At 42.9% G+C, this 17,682-nt stretch carries 11 protein-coding genes and 1 pseudogene; 6 read left to right on the forward strand and 6 right to left on the reverse strand.

Annotated elements, in window-relative coordinates:
- Nucleotides 1-161: 161 nt before the first annotated feature.
- Entirely contained in the window at nt 162-1,157 is a 996-nt protein-coding gene (locus tag NWE91_03825; protein MCW3985524.1) for an FkbM family methyltransferase, read from the reverse strand.
- 603 nt (nt 1,158-1,760) lie between these two features.
- On the opposite strand from NWE91_03825, the gene NWE91_03830 reads away from it, so the two are divergent.
- The 5 genes from NWE91_03830 to NWE91_03850 all read left to right on the forward strand — a co-directional run bounded on the left by NWE91_03830 (nt 1,761) and on the right by NWE91_03850 (nt 12,424).
- A complete protein-coding gene (locus tag NWE91_03830; GenBank protein MCW3985525.1) occupies nt 1,761-5,465 on the forward strand; it encodes a discoidin domain-containing protein in 3,705 nt (1,234 codons plus the stop codon).
- Between the two features lie 268 nt (nt 5,466-5,733).
- Entirely contained in the window at nt 5,734-6,528 is a 795-nt protein-coding gene (locus tag NWE91_03835; GenBank protein MCW3985526.1) for a glycosyltransferase family 2 protein, read from the forward strand.
- On the forward strand, nt 6,479-7,684 hold the full coding sequence (locus NWE91_03840) for a glycosyltransferase (protein ID MCW3985527.1): 1,206 nt from the start codon (nt 6,479-6,481) through the stop codon (nt 7,682-7,684). The genes NWE91_03835 and NWE91_03840 overlap by 50 nt, the downstream gene beginning before the upstream one ends.
- 240 nt (nt 7,685-7,924) lie before the next feature.
- Nucleotides 7,925-9,133 carry a glycosyltransferase gene (locus NWE91_03845; GenBank protein ID MCW3985528.1) on the forward strand — a complete coding sequence of 403 codons (1,209 nt, stop codon included), beginning with the start codon at nt 7,925-7,927 and terminating at the stop codon, nt 9,131-9,133.
- A gap of 171 nt (nt 9,134-9,304) precedes the next feature.
- Nucleotides 9,305-12,424 (forward strand): VWA domain-containing protein, encoded by a 3,120-nt coding sequence (locus NWE91_03850; GenBank protein ID MCW3985529.1) that lies wholly within the window; start codon nt 9,305-9,307, stop codon nt 12,422-12,424.
- Between the two features lie 397 nt (nt 12,425-12,821).
- Here NWE91_03850 and NWE91_03855 read toward each other — a convergent pair whose 3' ends face one another.
- Entirely contained in the window at nt 12,822-13,031 is a 210-nt protein-coding gene (locus NWE91_03855) for a hypothetical protein (protein MCW3985530.1), read from the reverse strand.
- Between the two features lie 417 nt (nt 13,032-13,448).
- Here NWE91_03855 and NWE91_03860 point away from each other — a divergent pair, with 417 nt between their 5' ends.
- Nucleotides 13,449-13,592, forward strand: a complete 144-nt coding sequence (locus NWE91_03860; GenBank protein MCW3985531.1) for a hypothetical protein — start codon at nt 13,449-13,451, stop codon at nt 13,590-13,592.
- Nucleotides 13,593-13,642: 50 nt separating this feature from the next.
- On the opposite strand, the pseudogene NWE91_03865 reads toward NWE91_03860, so the two are convergent.
- The 4 genes and pseudogenes from NWE91_03865 to NWE91_03880 form a co-directional block, all read right to left on the reverse strand.
- Nucleotides 13,643-13,860: pseudogene (locus NWE91_03865) on the reverse strand (UDP-glucose 4-epimerase).
- An 88-nt stretch (nt 13,861-13,948) separates the two neighbouring features.
- Nucleotides 13,949-14,602, reverse strand: coding sequence for a class I SAM-dependent methyltransferase (locus NWE91_03870; protein ID MCW3985532.1), 654 nt, complete (start codon nt 14,600-14,602; stop codon nt 13,949-13,951).
- Nucleotides 14,603-14,970: 368 nt separating this feature from the next.
- Nucleotides 14,971-16,011 carry an N-acetylneuraminate synthase family protein gene (locus NWE91_03875; GenBank protein ID MCW3985533.1) on the reverse strand — a complete coding sequence of 347 codons (1,041 nt, stop codon included), beginning with the start codon at nt 16,009-16,011 and terminating at the stop codon, nt 14,971-14,973.
- Nucleotides 15,998-17,674: a hypothetical protein gene (locus NWE91_03880; protein MCW3985534.1), complete on the reverse strand. Its 1,677-nt coding sequence runs from the start codon at nt 17,672-17,674 to the stop codon at nt 15,998-16,000. Before NWE91_03880 ends, NWE91_03875 begins: the two co-directional genes overlap by 14 nt.
- Nucleotides 17,675-17,682 lie beyond the last annotated feature (8 nt).

Below are 17,682 nucleotides of genomic sequence, written 5' to 3' on the forward strand. Positions count from 1 at the left end.
CTGTCTATGCGCGCGCGCAGAAATCCTAACGAAAACAGGCGCGCCATCTCGATTATCTTTGAATGAAATCCTCCTCTTGAAATTCTCTAGTGCATATTGCCTCCCCTTGCTCTAAAGATCCTGCACTTCTAAAGCGAACGTTAAGGTGCTGCTCGGGTGTTTTAACCAATCCAGGCATGAAGCACAACATATGTACCACGGGCGTGCAATCCTTTAAGCTTAATTTTGTAGTTCGGATTGATACCTTTCAAAAATCTGGAGATTTCTTTCGCATGTTCATCTCTATGATAGGTGGTTATTGCTATCTTCGGATCAAATGATTTTATCGTGTTAGAGGCGCCTCGGAGCATTTCCAGTTCATAACCTTCCACGTCTGCTTTTATGTAATCTACCTTAATGCCTTTTTCAAAGAAGAGGTTATCTACAGTATTGATTCTTATCGTTATTGTATTGTCTCCAAGCATTGCTAATGAAGATGAAATACTCATTTGAGACAATTTCCCTTCGCCTTCGTAATCTGCCAACGCACAGGGAATAATGTTCGCATTGCTAAATTTCGAAAAGCTCAATTTCATAGCTTGAACAAATCGTGGTAATGGCTCTATTGCATAGACTTTGGAACATCTTCTCGCCACCAATAAGCTGAATAGGCCTTCACCTGCTCCGCAATCGATGACTGTGTCTTCTCTGCTGACCTTTGTTTGTTCAATTTCATAGTAATGCCAATCATTGCTATAGAACACTTCCGCTATCACTTGATATAGTGACGTTATCGGCATCTCGATGGGATAATACAAGGGATATTCAAAGTCCTTAAAAACGACCTCTAAAAATGCCTCAGCTTGATTCATTTTCTTGATGACAGATTTTGCTTTCATCGTATAGGTTCGCCCTAACACATTTTGCAACACTTCTTTCATTGAAATTCCGTTTCTTTTGCTTTCGAGCCAGTGTTTCAAAATCTTCAATCGTGCATGTGCCAGTTTCAGTTTTTCAAGGCGTTCCATACGAATTGCGAGCATTGCAACATTTAAATACTTTCTGCAGAACAGGGGGAACAGCGCGCAGTTGCCCTGTGCTACGCGACAAACTCTTGTTTTAGAAAAATCATAAGGTCTAAATGTTTGTTTTCTAGCAATAATCGGCAGATCAGGCACGGCAATAGTCTTGGTGCCTCAGCTTCTTACATTTTGTCCGATTATCTTTTGACAGAAGGCATCCATTGCTATCAACTGTTTAGGCATATGGCCAAGTACTGCTATCAATTTGAGGCCTTATCGCGCGCGCCATATATTCGACTTCGTAAACCACCAAACAACGTGACTTTCCATCAAATTGGTTCATTCAAAATATCCCCGACCAGGTCACGCTATTCATAGTATGCTATGCCCTGCGAGTTCCTCTTTCGAAGCTTAGGCAAATCGCGCGCGCGTGTCGCTTTCAGCAGAATGTAGCTGATAGTTTCTATAAAAATGATCCCATGAATTTTGCATAGACTTATTTAGGTATGTCTTAAGTATGTCAAGTCAAGGAAATTGCGATAAATGTCTGAAATCAGACATTTGGATATCCAAAAAGGAGACATAGCCCCAGGTTAAGTATTGTAAGGTGACAATGTGGAAAAAGTAAAGTTAGGGAGTGTCAGTCATGTAGATGCGCGCCCAGCGCATCTTCTGGCGCTGAAACATAATGCAACCCAATTGAGGAAAAATTGAAAACTAGAACCGAAAATAAATGTAGGCATACGGGTGATTCGATTTATGCCAACAGTCGGACGATTGAAAGAGACTCTTCACACGAAATATGCACGCATTGTGATCGATTTTTCCGTAATTACCATTGTGGCTGTTGTGATTTTTCGCAATTTACTTTTTTCTGGAGACTGGCCAGCGGGAAACGATGTTCTTGGGTGGATTTCCAGGGCATACTTGTTTGGAAAAGATTTGCGATGGATCTATGTGTGGCGTCCTCATGCGTTCGGTTTCGTTGAGGGTATAAACCTTATGGATCTCTTCTTAATGCTAATATACGCCGTGTTCAAAGATGCCGCGGCTACAATTAGGGTGCTTTTGTTTTCTTCATTTCTGACAGCTGGCTTTTCGATGTACGCTTTTAGTTATCGCTACACTGGTCATCATGTAGCTGCTCTTTCTGCCTCCTTGGTGTATACTTTAAATCAATGGTTTTTCTCCCAGTTTACCGAAGGACACGCTGGTTTGATATTCAGTTATGCCTTTGCTCCACTAGTTTTTTTGCTTTTAGACAAAGCACTTAAAAGTGGAAAGATCAAAGATGTCTTCCTTCTAGCAATTAGTCTATCGATTCTCATGACTGGTTTTCATCCGGAATCCATGGTCATCTATTGGATTTTTCTTAATGTATTCATTTTGTTCTATCTTATATTTCCGACGAAGTCCAATAGTCTTCGCAAACGCTTTAGACGTGTGCTCAAAATAGCATTGCCCGTTGGAGTCACTGTTTTTCTTTTGTCTGCGTTTTTGCTTTGGCCTCTTATTTTCAACACGGCCCCAATATACTTTTCACCTCGATATAGATATTCTTTGGAAGAAGCCAGAGGATGGAGCCACGTAGATGTGGCAGAAGCTTTCACCTTAAGAGCCGTCGAAAGTGGTGGATATATTCGTGTAGTGGATGTTTATTCTGGGCTAAGTTATTCTGACTTTCCAATCTATGTCTTTTTGCTGTTTCTCTTCTTGATCTCGTACTGTACTGTATTCCTTCGTTGGGACAGGTATACCGCTTTCTTTATGATGTCGGCTTTGGTTTGCGTGTTCATATCTAAAGGTCCCAATCCTCCATTTGGAAACCTTTTCACTTGGGCATGGTTTAACGTACCTTTCTTCTCGATTTTACGTGCGCCCCCAAGATTGGATATGATGACCGCTTTCAGCCACTCGTTTTTTGTTTCCATCTTGGTTGTCTATCTAGCAAAATACATCCAAAAAGGAAGACACTTGAAGATAAGTAAATTGTTTTTCAGGCTTGAGCAGAAAATTAGTGCTAAGACCAAGGAAGTTTACGTTCCTTTTGACTTCTTAAACAAAGTTGCAAAACGTTTTTACAAATTTTCATGGTATTTAGCCTTGATGATATTAGTCTCGGTCTTTCTGAGTGGCTTCTTGTCGTCTTGGTTCTTTTTTAGTCAAGGCTTACAGATCTACACTCCTCCTAAAAGCTACTTAGAACCCTATGAATGGATTGCTCAGCAAACTGGGGAATACAAAATAGTTACAGTAAGTCGAAGTCCGGAGGAGTGGGTGGAATTTCCGGGGGCTAGGACCGATTTTGGTTTTCCCCGGATGCTTACTGATATAGGGTGGGGGCATGATATCGGCTACGACAGTTCTTTTATCCACGACAAACCAGTACTGCAAGACGGTGGTTGGGCCCTCCTATCTCACGCCTTTGTTGATCATTTACGACTTCGGCTAGCAAATGATTACATGACGGACGATCTCTTGAAAATGCTGGGAACATTTAATCATAAATACGTTGTTTTAGCACCATATGCTAGCGCAAATATGCGAAATTTCTTCTTGAACCAGCAAGGCGCTCGTACGATCTACAATCAAAGTGGTTCACTTATCATTATGAACGATTATTACACTCCACACTTATTTGCAACGACTAATTATGACGTTGTTGTAGGAGGATTACAAAGTTTTTCCTCCTTAAGTAAAATAGATTCCTTCGCCTTGAACCAGAATGCACTTATCTTTGCAAATCAGCTTGACAAGTCCGCGCTTTTTGATAGGACCATTAACTCTGAAGCTTTGATTTTTGTTGATAGCAATTTTTTAGACATGGTTATGTTGTCTTTGAAAGATTATGTAAACTTAGTCTATGCTGCGGAATATGGTGTCCCTAGCACAAATGTTACGAAATACTGGGTTCCAACCTCTTGGTGGAGGAATATTGGAGGATTCGCGATGGGTGGAGAGGTACTAACGACGCGTGGAAAAGCCAGCATTAGCATTCCCATCAGGGTAGATGCGGATGAAGCTTACGATATTTGGATCAGAGTTGGGTTTGCGCCTGAGCGCGGGAAATTAAGCATTTCGGTGGATAATGCACTAGTAGGAGAAATTCGTCCCCCCGCGGATAACTGGGTGGGACTTAAGTGGATGAACGTTACGCGGCTAAGTTTAAGAAGTGGCAACCACGTGATAACATTCATAAACGATGGCACAGGCTTCAATGATATCGACAGTATCGCAATTGTTGAGACATCGCAGTTTCAATCTCGAATGAACGAAGTGTTTGACATTTTGAACAGCTCTGAAGGCAGACTTGTTTACATACTTGAAGCTGAAAACAATTTTTCTCCCCTCCACAGCGGGTGGTCTCGGACTATGATCCCCTACAGCGGTGTTGTACTTCATTCTGACGGGGAAGGACCAAATGTATCATCATTAGGGAAAGCTTCAGCTAGTTCATTAGAAAAAGAAGACCTTAAAGCACAAGCAGCCAATGATGGAAACCTTGATACAAGGTGGGCATCATCAAAGGGCATGCCACAATGGTTACAGATAGAGTGGACAAGTCCCCAAGAGTTAACAGGTGTTCAAATATTCTTCGAGAGAGCTTATGCAGAGGACTACGTCATACAAACGTGGAACGGTACAAATTGGGTAGATCAGGTTTATGTGAAAGGGAACAATTTACTTGAACGCTTCCACATGTTTCAACAAACCGTAGAAACCACAAAATTGCGTGTCTACGTGACCTCTGCTCCCGCCTTTGATATGGTGAGTATATGGGAACTTGAAACGTACAGCACTTCTTCGGCGTCAGCTAGGGTTTTCATACCTCGTGAGGGTAATTACATGTTCGCGGCACGAGTGGCTTCGGGACCAGATTATGGAACTCTAAACGTGAAAGTAAATGGTCTGACCACTCTAATCAATTGCTCCGACTCTGAAGCCGTGTTTAATTGGCATGAATTTGGACCAATATACCTGAATGCTGGTGAACAAACGATAAGTATCAGCAGTATTGGAAAAGTTGATGTTGACGAATTAGTTTTTTATTCTCTTAAAGAAAACGAGAACGCTGTTTCTCTAGATCAGTTGTTCGAATCTAACGCTATTCCCCCGTCTTTAAGCTACGAAAAGGTAAGCCCCGTCAAATACAATATTCACGTCAACAGTAGCGAACCCTTTCTTCTCATATTTTCCGACTCACACCACCCACTTTGGAAAGCATACGTAGACGACCTTGAAGTGTCGCCTACCATCGCATACTCGTTTGTCAATGGATTTTTCATCAACAAAACAGGGAGTTTCGATGTCACACTATACTTCACTGGACAAACATACGCTGACTTGGGATTAAGAACATCAGGAGTCACACTTGTCGTGGTACTAGCAATTCTAGTAACTCCATCCAAAGTTTTCAAACGTTTAAAACACTATATAAGACAGCGCGCCCGCGCGCAGAAATAAAACTAGACATGTATTACAAAATTATCTTCTAGAGTTATCTTTCATCTACATTAATAGAGAGAGAGCGCAATAATCAAATAATAATCAAGTAAGTGGAAACCTTGGTGAGAAATCTACCTCTGTACCACGAATCATTGCTTCATAGCTCTTTTTCAGATTCTCTATACTATTCCTTTCGAAACCGCAAAGGCTTAAAAACCAATTGGGGACATAAATATGCAAACCTCATATATTTCAAAATAACATACGTTAGTTGGAGAAAGAGAAGATGAAATGTATTGTAATGCTCCCTTGCCATAATGAAGCAGGAAACCTTGAAAGGTTAATTCCATCCATCCACAAAGCCCTACATGCCCATATGCCATACCGGATTATAGCCGTCAACGACGGCAGTACGGATGGGACCGGCAGAATTCTCTATAAGCTTTCGGAAAAATACCCAATTATTGTGGCAGAACATAAACACAACTGTGGCTTAGCTTCTGCTTTTCGAACAGGCTTGAACTTGGCAATGAAATGTGCCTCAGCCGAGGATTTAATCGTTACTATGGACGCAGACAATACGCATGACCCTGAATACATTTTACATTTAGCTGAGGAAGCTAAGAGGTTTGAAGTTGTAGTAAGTTCGCGTTATGCGAAGGGCGGTAGACAGCTTCACGTTCCTATTTATCGTGTAATATTGAGCAGAATACTTAATTTGTCTATCAGAATGCTTACGAGGATGCCTGTCAAAGATGCCACTAGCGGATATAGATGTTATAAAGCTTCAGCTCTAAGGAAAGTTATGCGAATCTTCGGAAAGAAATTTATTGAATCCAAAGGGTTTGAGGTTTCTTGCGAAATTCTGTTGAAAACGTACTGGTGCAGCGGGTCTGTCAGTGAGGTCCCCAACACTTTAGATTACAGCAAGAAAATTGGAAGAAGTAAGATAAAGATCATACCCACGATATTCAGTTATATTATACTTCTGGGGAAAGTAGTTTTGTGGAAAGCTTTAGGAGCACCCAGACTTGAGACTTGCAATTCTCTACAGTCATCTAAGAGAATTTGGCGGAACTGAAGGTGTAATTCTAAAACAAGCTGAACTACTTCGTAGTCATGGACATGAAGCTTCATGTCATTTCGCCTACATAGATAAACGTTTAGTTAAAGGTTTTACGAATTACGCGTGCGCGCCTAAAGTAGAAAGCTACTTCAAGTTTCCCGTCCCGAACATCGAAATATTTAGAATAGTTTCTTCTATACCATTAGCGCCATTAACGCTTAACACTTTCAGAAACATGGATGTGCTAATTTGCCACGGTTACGGGCCCGCAACCTGGATTGGGTTTGTCACGAAGAAGATTAAGGGCTTAAAATATGTTAGTTATATTCACTCACTGCCACGTTTTCTGCATCTTAGCACAAAAATGAAAGAGCTCTGGAGGTTCAATAGGACCCGTCACACTCTTTATTCAATAAGTAGAGTGGGTGGACAAATATCAAGGAAGCTAGATGTTCTAGGCGTGACAAATTCAGATGCCGTTTTGGTCAACAGCGCCTTCACGGCAAGACGTGTAAAAGCTACCTATGAGCTAGAACCAGTAGTTTGCTATCCGCCGATCGACACAAATGTGTTCAAACCTGTCCATGACCAGATTATTCACAAGACACGTTCAAGATTCGGTTCACCTCTAATTCTATCTTCGGGAAGAATCATTCCTATTAAGCGATGGGAATGGCTTTTAGAGGTTATAGCTTATGTGAAGAGGACATTTCCATCCGCAGCTTTGGCCATTACTGGTAAGACGACGAGAGAAAACACATCATACGTTCAAAAACTGGTTGAACTAGCAACATCTCTAGGCGTCAGAGAAAACGTGAAGTTTCTTGGCTTTTTGCCACTTGATGAACTTGTGAAGCTTTACAACGCGGCGGACATCTATGCTTATCCAGTTCCTAGTGAAGACTTCGGTTTAGGTCCCCCTGAAGCCATGGCTTGCGGAACGCCTGCAGTTGTATGGGATGATGGGGCGGGTCCGTGCGAAACCGTCATCAACGGGAAAACCGGGTTCAGAGCCAGACCCTACGACATTGAAGATTTCGCCGAAAAAATAATGAAAGTTTTAGACATGGATAAGCTGACAGTAAGCAAGCTTTGTTCTGAGTTTGTTCAAAAGAACTTTTCATGTGAAAAACATTTGAAGTTGCTAGAGAAAGCTATAGGGTATCTCTGAAGAAGCCCATGTCAAACTAGAGGCTTCGGGAGAACCATCCATTGGACAAGTGTGCCCGAATTATGGAATTCAGGAACGTGCGCACGTGCGATGCGGTGCGCGCACTTTCTCCACGTTAAAAGCATCTGGTTGCTCGAAAAACTAGAGGGAATCTTTGAAATGTCGAAATCGAGAAGTCGCGTGCGCTGAAAAGGATTTTAGTTTGAATTGAACTATGTTTCTTTAGGAAATGATGATGGCATGCGCGTCTTCAGTGTGTTTTTCCATCCAGATCCGTCAGTAAGTGCTGTAGGTGGAGCTGAGAAAAGGTTTGTTGAAACTTTGAAGGTCTTAAGGAGGCAAAAAGAAGTTGAGATAACTGTTATAGAGCCAAAGCCTTCTCTGTTAGCTGGATTTGGAGTTTGCTGCAAAAAACACGAACTCACTAGCCACGTTTCTGCTCTTGGGGGTGGGTGGCCCGGAATTTATTTGGGGTGGATTGTGTGGATCTTGAGAACATGTGTCAGATGTTTGCCTATTATTCGTGGTCAAAAGTATGATGTAATACTTGCCCCAAACAACACGGTGCCCAATCTTATTCCTGCTTTCTTCGTCCATTGCGTGTCCCATCTGCCGTTATGTGTCATCGTCCATCACATAGACCTCATCTCAGCCGATGCCCAACCAAGTTTTTCCATGGCTTATCATATGTATAGGAAGACAGGTTTCGGCAAGCTCACTTCCTTCTCTAAAGCCTTAGCGTTCCTTGTAATCCTCGCGGTGTTAAGGCGTTGTGATGTTTGTATAACAGTTTCAAATTCCACAGCGAGAGCCCTAGTAAACAACGGAGTGCCTGAGGAGAGGGTTTACGTAAGTGGGAACGGTGTCAACATAAGGTACATCGACAGCTTCAAGTTTGGAGGCAGAAAATCCTACGATGGAGTCTTCGTTGGCAGGATCAGCAAGGAGAAAGGCGTCTTTGACTTAGTTGCTGCTTGGCGTAAAATCGTCGACGTGAAGAACAATGCTCGACTTCTTTTTATCGGCAGTGGACCGGACATTCACGAAGTTAGGCGTGCAGTTGAAGAGCTCGGTCTGGAGAGGAACGTTATAGTCAAGGGTCGTTGCGTCGATATGGAGATGTACACCTTGATGAAGGCGAGTAAGGTGTTTGTTTTTCCAAGCGTATTTGAAGGTTGGGGCTTGGCCGTTGCCGAGGCTTTAGCGTGTGGTTTACCCGTTGTATGCTATGATGTACCTGCCTTACGCGAAGTTTTCGGCAAATGTCGCAGCGTCTTTCTCACACCAACGAAAGACGTCGAGAAACTTGCGGCGACAGTTTTAGAAGTTCTTAACATGAATGAAACCAGGAAACTAGCTGAAGCCTCGAAAAAATATGTTAGGCATTTCAATTGGAAGAGGGTTGCGATGAGAGACTTGCAGGTAATGAATTCTTGCTGCCGTCACTGAACCTCAACTGCCATGTCCGCGCCTCTCCCTTGTTTAATTCGATTCTCATTTGGAATTTCTTCTTTATCATTTATAGAAGATTGCTCTAGAAAAGCATTCTATAAAGTTTTTATTCATGTATAGAGAGATAATAATATTACGTGAAAAAATAAGAGAAAGGAGAAAAGAAAATTGAACAATAGATTAGTCGGAACAGCAATCTCTATGATAATCGTTATAATGATGAGCACATTTATTCCAACGCTTGCAACGGTGGAAACCGGACAACATGATGACGACTGGTATATGACTGTTAATGGTGTATTGGACAGCGACTACTACACGCTCTATCCCTACGACACTCCGTCTTTCGAGTCTTTAAACATAGGCTTCTCCAAGTACGGGGAACTGATCGGCTCTGATCCATCAGTGCCACCCGATGACGTTCCTCCCGCAACTTCGGAGGAGTGGGTTGGCTTAGATTTAGGTGGACGTGACCCCTTCGCTAACCCTGATGTGCCAATGGAACGATGGATCAACGGATGGATGATAGACATCGAATACATCCACACTTCGCCAGTCATCGACCCAGACAGACACGTCTGGGCCATGGCACTGTTCTCTGACGGTGGAGACTGGGGATACGACTGGATACAGACGGACGACCCAACCTCAGCACCATACGGCGGTAGAAAAACCAACACAAGAGTTGAGACAGATGACATAAAAGTCATCTACGATGGTCCAAGAAGATTCGTTGCCCAGATGAGGAATCAAATCTGGGACCAAGAACCAGGACTCCCAGACTGGCCTGTCGTTAACCTGACAATCACAATCGACTTTAACAAGGTTAAGCACCAAGTGAAGTTGATCAAGGACATAAAGCTCACCATACCATCCAAGGATCTCGACGGACGGATGAACGTAGAATTCAGCGAACGCGAAGAATGGGACCTCGGACCAAAGCCGAGCTTCTACAGCTACGCCCACCTCTACGAAGAAATACTGGAAACTTGCTATGGAACGGAATGGCACTTAGCGAATGAGATACTGAGACATTGGGAAGGATACAAATATGGTGACTACGGAACGACGTATTCCTTGCAGGAGTTCATTTCGCCTCTGCCAAAGACGCCTGTAGCCAGCGGCTACGAGAAAGTCTACATTGCCGGAGAGCTAATGAGACCCCCATCAGACTACCTCATCGACTATGAAAAAGGCGTGATAGCGTTCACCGACGTCGTTGAAGGCTGGCAAAAGATCGAGGTGATCTGCAAATACGTTGACAAACCAGAGTTTCCACACCTCTATGACTTAGCACAGTTCATCTCTGCAGACATGCAGTACGTGGGATGGTCAGCTTACTGGCCTGTCCTGTCCCAATTCACTGTTGACGGCTGGGACAAGGCACTGGAGAAACTCATAAACATAAAAATCGCTGACGGCGCAAGCGAACCGTTCATACCCTTCATGATCGCTCAATGGGACTTCCTGCTAGACCCTGCAGATATACCTCAATACAGAGTCGTAGACGTCAAAGGAGTCACAAACTACCACAACGCTGAAGACATGCAGATGGGCGCAGGCTACGGCAACGTAGTCGACGCAGAAGTCATGTACCAACTCAACGAAATCTTCAACCCGTGGGACTTGAGACAAGCAGCTCACAAAGAAACAATGAGATGGGTAGAATTCTTCACTGGAGACGGAGTTACACAATTCTTCTACTTGGACAATGCTCCAGTCGTGGTTGACAGCTTCTGGACTTACAACGGGTTCCCCGAAAGAGTACTACTCAACGGCGTACTTCAACACAGAGACCACCCACAGACCAGGGAAGAAAGCTACATAAACATCCACAGAGAATACGCCCTTGTGGTTGATCGCGCCGGAGTAGGCTCGATATACTTCTACACGCCGCCACCTAAGGGCGCGGTGATAAAAGTACTGTACTCCACTAGGGAAACAATCGTCGCCCCCGGTGAACTGGTACAATTGGGACTTACCCTTGACAGCTCAGGAAGCATCAGTTCCGGTGACTTTGCCATCATGCTTAACGGCACCGCAAAAGCCGTGCGGAACAACTTGCCCCACGACGGAACAGTAGAACTGACTGTAGTTCAGTTCGGCAGTGCAGCAAGTCTAGAAGTCACCCCAACTGTAATCACCCAAGCCAACTTTGAAAGCGTGGCAACTACGATCGAAAGCATAACTAAGGGAGGCGGCAGTACCGCAATGGCAGCTGGCCTTAACTTGACATGGTTCGAAATGAAAAACTCGCCAAACGCCGCAATAGCCACGAAGCAAATAATCAACTTAGCCACCGACGGAGACCCCAACGTTCTGCTCCCGATCAACTTCACCACTGGCAATGCATACGACGACGTTACGTTGATTCGCAACAATGCGGCAAGCGAAGCCCCCTATCTGGACGAGTTAGATGCAGAAGCAATCGGATTAGGCCCAGACGTCACCTGGATGCGAGACGGAGTTGTTTGGCCTCAGCCAGGCACCATCGCACCGCCACACGACGCAGGATGGGTGGAGCATGTTGCAGACGCCGACGCATTCGCTGAAGCGATAGTTCACAAATTCGAGATCATAATTCCGCCGCCGAAAGGACGCTACGAATGGGCCATAGTGGGCCGCGACTCAAGAGCAACTGACTCAGCAGGCGCATCCATGGTCACAGCAGCCTTCAAGAACAAAGGAATCGAGCTCGGCCTCAGCGGACTAGACATGAAAGACAACAGTTTCGGGCCACGAATCCCATACGTGCACACCTTCTTCACAGGCGACGGAACAGTACGTGAAGGCTACTACGACATGCTGATGCGAACAGCGTTGAAAGACGACTACTGCCGCACCTGGCCAGTAGCCAGCAGCAACATAATCACCGTAGGCGGACCCGCAGCCAACTTAGACTCAGAATACTGGAACGACTTCACAGACGCCTTCATGACAGGACCACCATACGGTGAATGGGCCAAATATGGAATCTACCTGCCTAGCTCATGGGACTACTACATGCGATATGCAATGCCACCTGGCAACGGTTGGGGATTCGGAATAGTTTCAACGTACAAAGACTTGAACGGCACAGTCGGCTTCATCGCCTGGGGATGGACCGGAGAAGACACCTACTTCATAACCAAATGGCTACATGATGGCGGTCTCATAGAATTGCAAGACATGAATCCATGCGCAACAACAGTCTTCCTATACGTCGACTACACATATCACACTCCGAGAACATACGTGGGAAGAACATTAGGCACGATAAGCGAGAAACCTCAACATCTAGACCCATAGCAACTTAAGCCAGTCAACAAACACCACCCTTTTTTTTTTATTTTCCGAGAACAAACTTTTACGATTCATGAACCGAACTGAGAAGAGCCGAAGGGACTTCTTTGACTTTATCGAATGCACAGTAAACATCACTTTTGAAGATTCTCAAAGGCTCTGTCGATGGGCTTTGCGCGCCTCCTTTGGATAAATGTTGCCGATCACGATGGCTACTTTACTTCAGCTTTAACAAGTTTTATGGAACGTATTGTGAAATCGGCTTGTTGGCTACGGGGATTAGTTGCTTGGGATCTGTGAGGGTTAGGGGACTAAGCCCACTTTCATAACCTACCATTAGGGATAGTACGTTTCAGGTTCAACGTTTAATCACCTTTTGAAGTTTACTTTTTTCGTGAAGGCTTCATTCTCCAATTATTCTTAATTCTAGAATCAAATCGATGTCATGTTTAGCTTTAACTTCTTTTTGAGCAAGCCTTATTAAAGCATGCACATCTTCTGACTTGGCGTTTCCAAGGTTTACAATAAAATTTGCATGAACTCTGGAAATTTCTGTATCTCCTTTTCTGAATCCTTTAAGTCCTGCCATATCTATTAGTTTTCCAGCAGAAATCTTGGGTGGTATCTCAACTGTGGGGAGGGTTCAAATCTTTCCCGGCCCACCAATTCTATGGTACAGCAGTTTCTATTCGTGTGTATGCTCCTTGCGACGAAACACCTAGACCCCCCCCCCTCCCTATTTTTTGGTGTATACAATCCTTTGTGGAGGTTTGAACGGTTGAGAATAATGACTGCTCTTCAGTGTGCGCCTGAGCGGGTTTTTCGGGTTGTGTGAGTTTTTCATTTGTGTTGTATGTGTAATTCTCAGATTAAAGGAGGCGTGTGGGAGTTTGCTTTGCTGAGGTTATTTGTGAAGGCTTCCTAGTCCTATGGCTGTGAATTCGAGTTTTTCAGCGAAGTCTTGTGGGTTGTATATTCTTCTTCTGTCGCCTAGGATTTCGAGTTGCCCGGGATTTTGCGGAGTTTTTGGATGAAGTCGTGGATGACGCCGTGTCGGGTTGGGCCTGTGGTGTTGGGAGAGGGAGGATTACGGGTTTTTGTTGAGGTGCTGGCGTTGGCGGAGAGGAGGGCTTCGCCTGCGAGTTTGGATGCGCCGCATAGTGGAGTGGTGTGAGAGGTGAGTGGTACTAGAAAGCAGAAACGTTGGTTTTTGAGTGTTGTTGTTTACTGATATACAGAATGGTGTTTTGGTTTCCACCCTAGGGATTTGAGTTTGCTGATGTCTAGTAGCATGTTTTTGACGTCACCTTTCCAGCCTCTTCCACCGTCCACGCCGCAGTGTAGGTGAGTTTTACGTTGTTTAGGCCCATTTCTTCCGTTACTATTTTGGCCATTTGGGTTACGTTTATCTGATCCTCGGAGCCTACGTTGTAGATTTCAACATGGTTCCTGGCTGTTTTGTAGGCGGTTTCTATGGCTTCGCGCGCGTCATACTCCAATACTTTAATCCCAAACCCAAACCCGCACATTTTATTTTTGGACGATGAATAGTACTTTGAACCTGAAGGGGTTGTAACTGTCGTGTCTTAGGAAGGTGAAGCCCACTTTTGATAGCATCTTTTTAAATGATGATATGGAGTAAAGCCAGTAATGGGGAGTTATTTTGGGGAGTGGTTTGCGTATGAGAAAGCGGTAGGTTTTTAATTCTGTCTCACGCAAAACGCCTTTGAAGTTGTGTATTGAAAACTTGTTGTTTGCTTGAACGACAGCGATTTTGCGTTTTTTTGTCGTGCGCCATATTTCTTGCAATGCGGTTTGTGGTTCTGCGAGGTGCATAAGTGTTTCTATGCAAATGGTGATGTCAAAGGTTTCTGCTTTGAATGGAAGGTTTTCAGCGTCGGCTATTAAAAGCGAAATGTTGTTGAGGTGATGCTTCGTAACGATGTTTTTGACGAGTTTTACGGTTTTTGGGAAGATGTCTATGGCTACTACTTCGGCACCTTTCTGTGCTATTGCTATCGAGAAGCGTCCTGCGCCAACGCCGATGTCTAAAACGATGCTATTTTGCCAGTTGAACTGTTCAAGAATCATTTTTTCGAATTTGGCTTGTTTCGAAAGGTATGTAGTGGGAACCCAGATGCCGAAATGCCCTTCGTGGAAATATTTTTTGGTTTCTGTTGAAATCTTTTTTCCCTCGATTTATGTTACGCGTGTGGCAAATTAAATTTTCAGTTTTGGTCTCGCGCGCGCATAGACGGAGATTGAAGTCTTGCTGCAAGTACAAACCTATGGCAGATATGATTGTGGAAGCTGCTAAGCCCCAAAAAGGTTGAATCCGTCCCTAGCTAAGACCCTAGCCATCCTAATTGCTTTACTCATCAAAGTCAGAGTTCTCAAATGTGTATAAGCGTAGTTTTCTGAAAGAAATTGTGCGAGACCTGCACTTCAACATTTTAATTATTCTTATTCGGATTTTGAGCAGGTTCAGCAATAGCAATTATTGCTCGCAAGGTCAGAGAGAAACAAATGCATGTGCATCAAGTCAAAATTTCTCAAATATATTCCCATTCAATTACTTCATCGCCTTTGATGTTTTTTCTCGCTATTCTTCCAATTACTAATTCTAAGAATTTAGGAGAAATCCCTGTTCCAGGTCTTTTGAAAGTTAGCATATTCCTAGTAATCTCTGCCCCTTTTGGAATGCCTTTCCGGGCAACAATGCTTCTCCGGGCATATTTCCTTGCAGGCAACTCAACATCTAATGGCTTCTTTCCCTCCTCCCCCAGAATTTTTTCTAACAGCCTCATATTCTCGACTAAGGTTCCCAAGTCATGAAAATCCATTGCATGATAATGATCGTTGTCTTCAAGAGATTTGTCAAGAGTGAAATGCTTTTCAAGAACCTTTGCACCCAACAAAGCTGCAGTAGTTAACGTTAGCATGCTTCTATCTGGCAATGTATGATCAGAATAGCCCACCAAGTAGGTTGGGAAGGCTTTTCTAAGGTGTGTAATCATGTTTAGGTTAGCGTCTTCGTATCTTGTGGGATAACTTAAAACACAATGTAAAATCACTATTTGTTCGTTTCCTTCTACCTCTATAGCGTTCAGGGCATCCTCAATCTCCCCAATTGTTGAAGCACCAGTTGATAAAAAAATCGGTTTTTTTTTCCGGGCAATATGTTTTATAAATGGTGTATTTGTGATGTCTGAAGAAGAAATTTTAAATGCAGGAACGAGTTCATCGAGGAAGTCAACAGCATCAAAATCAAAAGGTGTAGACATAAAAATTATGTGTTTATCCTTAGCGTATTCAGCGAGTTCACGAAATTCCTCCTCGGCGAACTTGTCATATTTTTTGAAATAGGCATATTGGCTTCTTTTAGTTTTCCAATAGGCGGGTGAAATCCTCGATGCAATTTTCTCAGCTTTGTATGTTTGGAATTTTATGGCGTCTGCACCTGCAGATGCCGCTTCATTGATCAATTTCTTGGCGAGTCCCATATCGTTCTCATAATTAACCCCAGCCTCAGCTACGATAAATGGACCACTTCTCTCATCAAGTATTTTATTTCTGACTTTAATTCGTTTCAAATTTTGATTCCCAATATTTGTTAAATATTAGTTTTATGCATCTATCAGTTACTTCTCTAAGGTTAAAGTTTTTCAAAGCTTCGCTCATCTTTCGACGTAATTCATAATTATTTATTATCCCTCTCAAAGCTAATGCAATGTCTTCTTCAGTGACCCTAGATTCAATTCCAAGATCTAAGATTCCTTGGCAAGTGTGTGAAAATAAATGTCTTACTTCCCGCTCGTTTTGCGAGATGGATATGCATGGAACGCCCATTGCTGCCACTTCGTAAATCGTTCGCCCATTAGAGGTTAATACCAGGTCTGCTTCACTCATGATTTTTGCAATTATTTCCACGTTTTCTTTTACTTCAATATTGGAACCGTTTTTCTTTAAATTGTTGACATAGGTATATAGTTCATTTTTAAAATTATAGCCTAGACCCAAAATTATCAATAAAGCAATATTTTTTAAACTAAGTGTCTGAATTGCTTTGAGTGATCTAAGAGTAAGATTATTTGGATCAGAACCGCCAAAAAGAATTAAGATTTTATTTGCCTCTTGGTTTGTGTCGTTAGGTGGAAATATGTGAAATTCGTCTCTCAAACATATGTATTTATATCCATAATAGCTGTTCTCTGGCGGTTCAGTTTTCTCATAGAGAGCATTGATAACGAGATCTGCCTGCTTAGAACCTCTACCTAAATCCTCAAAATTAACTACAAAAAAAGCTCTTTCTTTCAATTTCGATATATAATCAGCGGGTGTGTCTAAAATATCGTTAATTACAATCTGGGGTGAAATTTTATCCAACTGCAGAAATACATCACGTTCATTTTCAATCATTATTATTGGGTAATTATACTCAGCTACTTTCTCTATGCCAAGCTTCTTAGTTTTATCCATAAGAAAATATATATTCTGGTTGAACATTTGGCTTGCTAATGTTATGGCTCTATAGACATGCCCCAATCCAATGGAGTTATCACCGTCGACTCGAAAAACCACAGTTATTCTTCGCAACAAATTTTCTGCCACCCACCAATCTTGGTATTTGTCTATATCGATGCTTTCATTGAAGGGAAGTTCAAACAAGTAGATATCATTGCCAATTCGATTTTTCTTAGTAATTACGTCTCTCCGCGATATGAATAAGGCCCCAGTCTCTTTGTATATTGGATCTAAAAATTGCCGGTTCCTCCTTTCTTTAAACAAGGGAAGAAGAATACCGTCCTTTTTCCTCCAATATAGGTGAGTTTCGTTTCTTACAGTAATCAAAGTTTCTCGTTTACTATTTTCAAATTCGACTATTGCTCTGTCCAAAGTCTCTTCTTTTAGAAGAGGAGAGGTGGGCTGCATCGAAATGATATAATCATACGTTAACCCCTTGTCCTTTTCAATATGGGTCAGGGCATGATAAATAACAGGATCTAGAGGAACATCATCTCCAGCAAGTTCTATAGGCCTTTCAACTATGTTTGCACCATAAATTCCCGCTATTTGCATGATCTTTTCATCCTCAGTAGAAACTATCACGTCATCGACGTAATTCGAATTCAAGGCTGTCTGTATGCTATAAGCGATTAAAGGTTTACCAGCTAACAATCGAACATTCTTACGTGGGATGCCCTTTGATCCTCCCCTCGCTGGTATCACTGCCAAGATTCTGTGGCGATTATACATATCCTTAC

The sequence above is a fragment of the Candidatus Bathyarchaeota archaeon genome (assembly GCA_026014805.1).
Classification (GTDB): domain Archaea; phylum Thermoproteota; class Bathyarchaeia; order Bathyarchaeales; family SOJC01; genus JAGLZW01.

What these genes read in the sequence shown, in the direction of transcription:
- NWE91_03830 (MCW3985525.1), top strand. Translation starts at nt 1,761, where the DNA reads ATGCCAACAGTCGGACGATTGAAAGAGACTCTTCACACGAAATATGCA.
- NWE91_03835 (MCW3985526.1), top strand. Translation starts at nt 5,734, where the DNA reads ATGAAATGTATTGTAATGCTCCCTTGCCATAATGAAGCAGGAAACCTT.
- NWE91_03845 (MCW3985528.1), top strand. Translation starts at nt 7,925, where the DNA reads ATGCGCGTCTTCAGTGTGTTTTTCCATCCAGATCCGTCAGTAAGTGCT.
- NWE91_03860 (MCW3985531.1), top strand. Translation starts at nt 13,449, where the DNA reads ATGAAGTCGTGGATGACGCCGTGTCGGGTTGGGCCTGTGGTGTTGGGA.
- NWE91_03880 (MCW3985534.1), bottom strand. Translation starts at nt 17,674, where the DNA reads ATGTATAATCGCCACAGAATCTTGGCAGTGATACCAGCGAGGGGAGGA.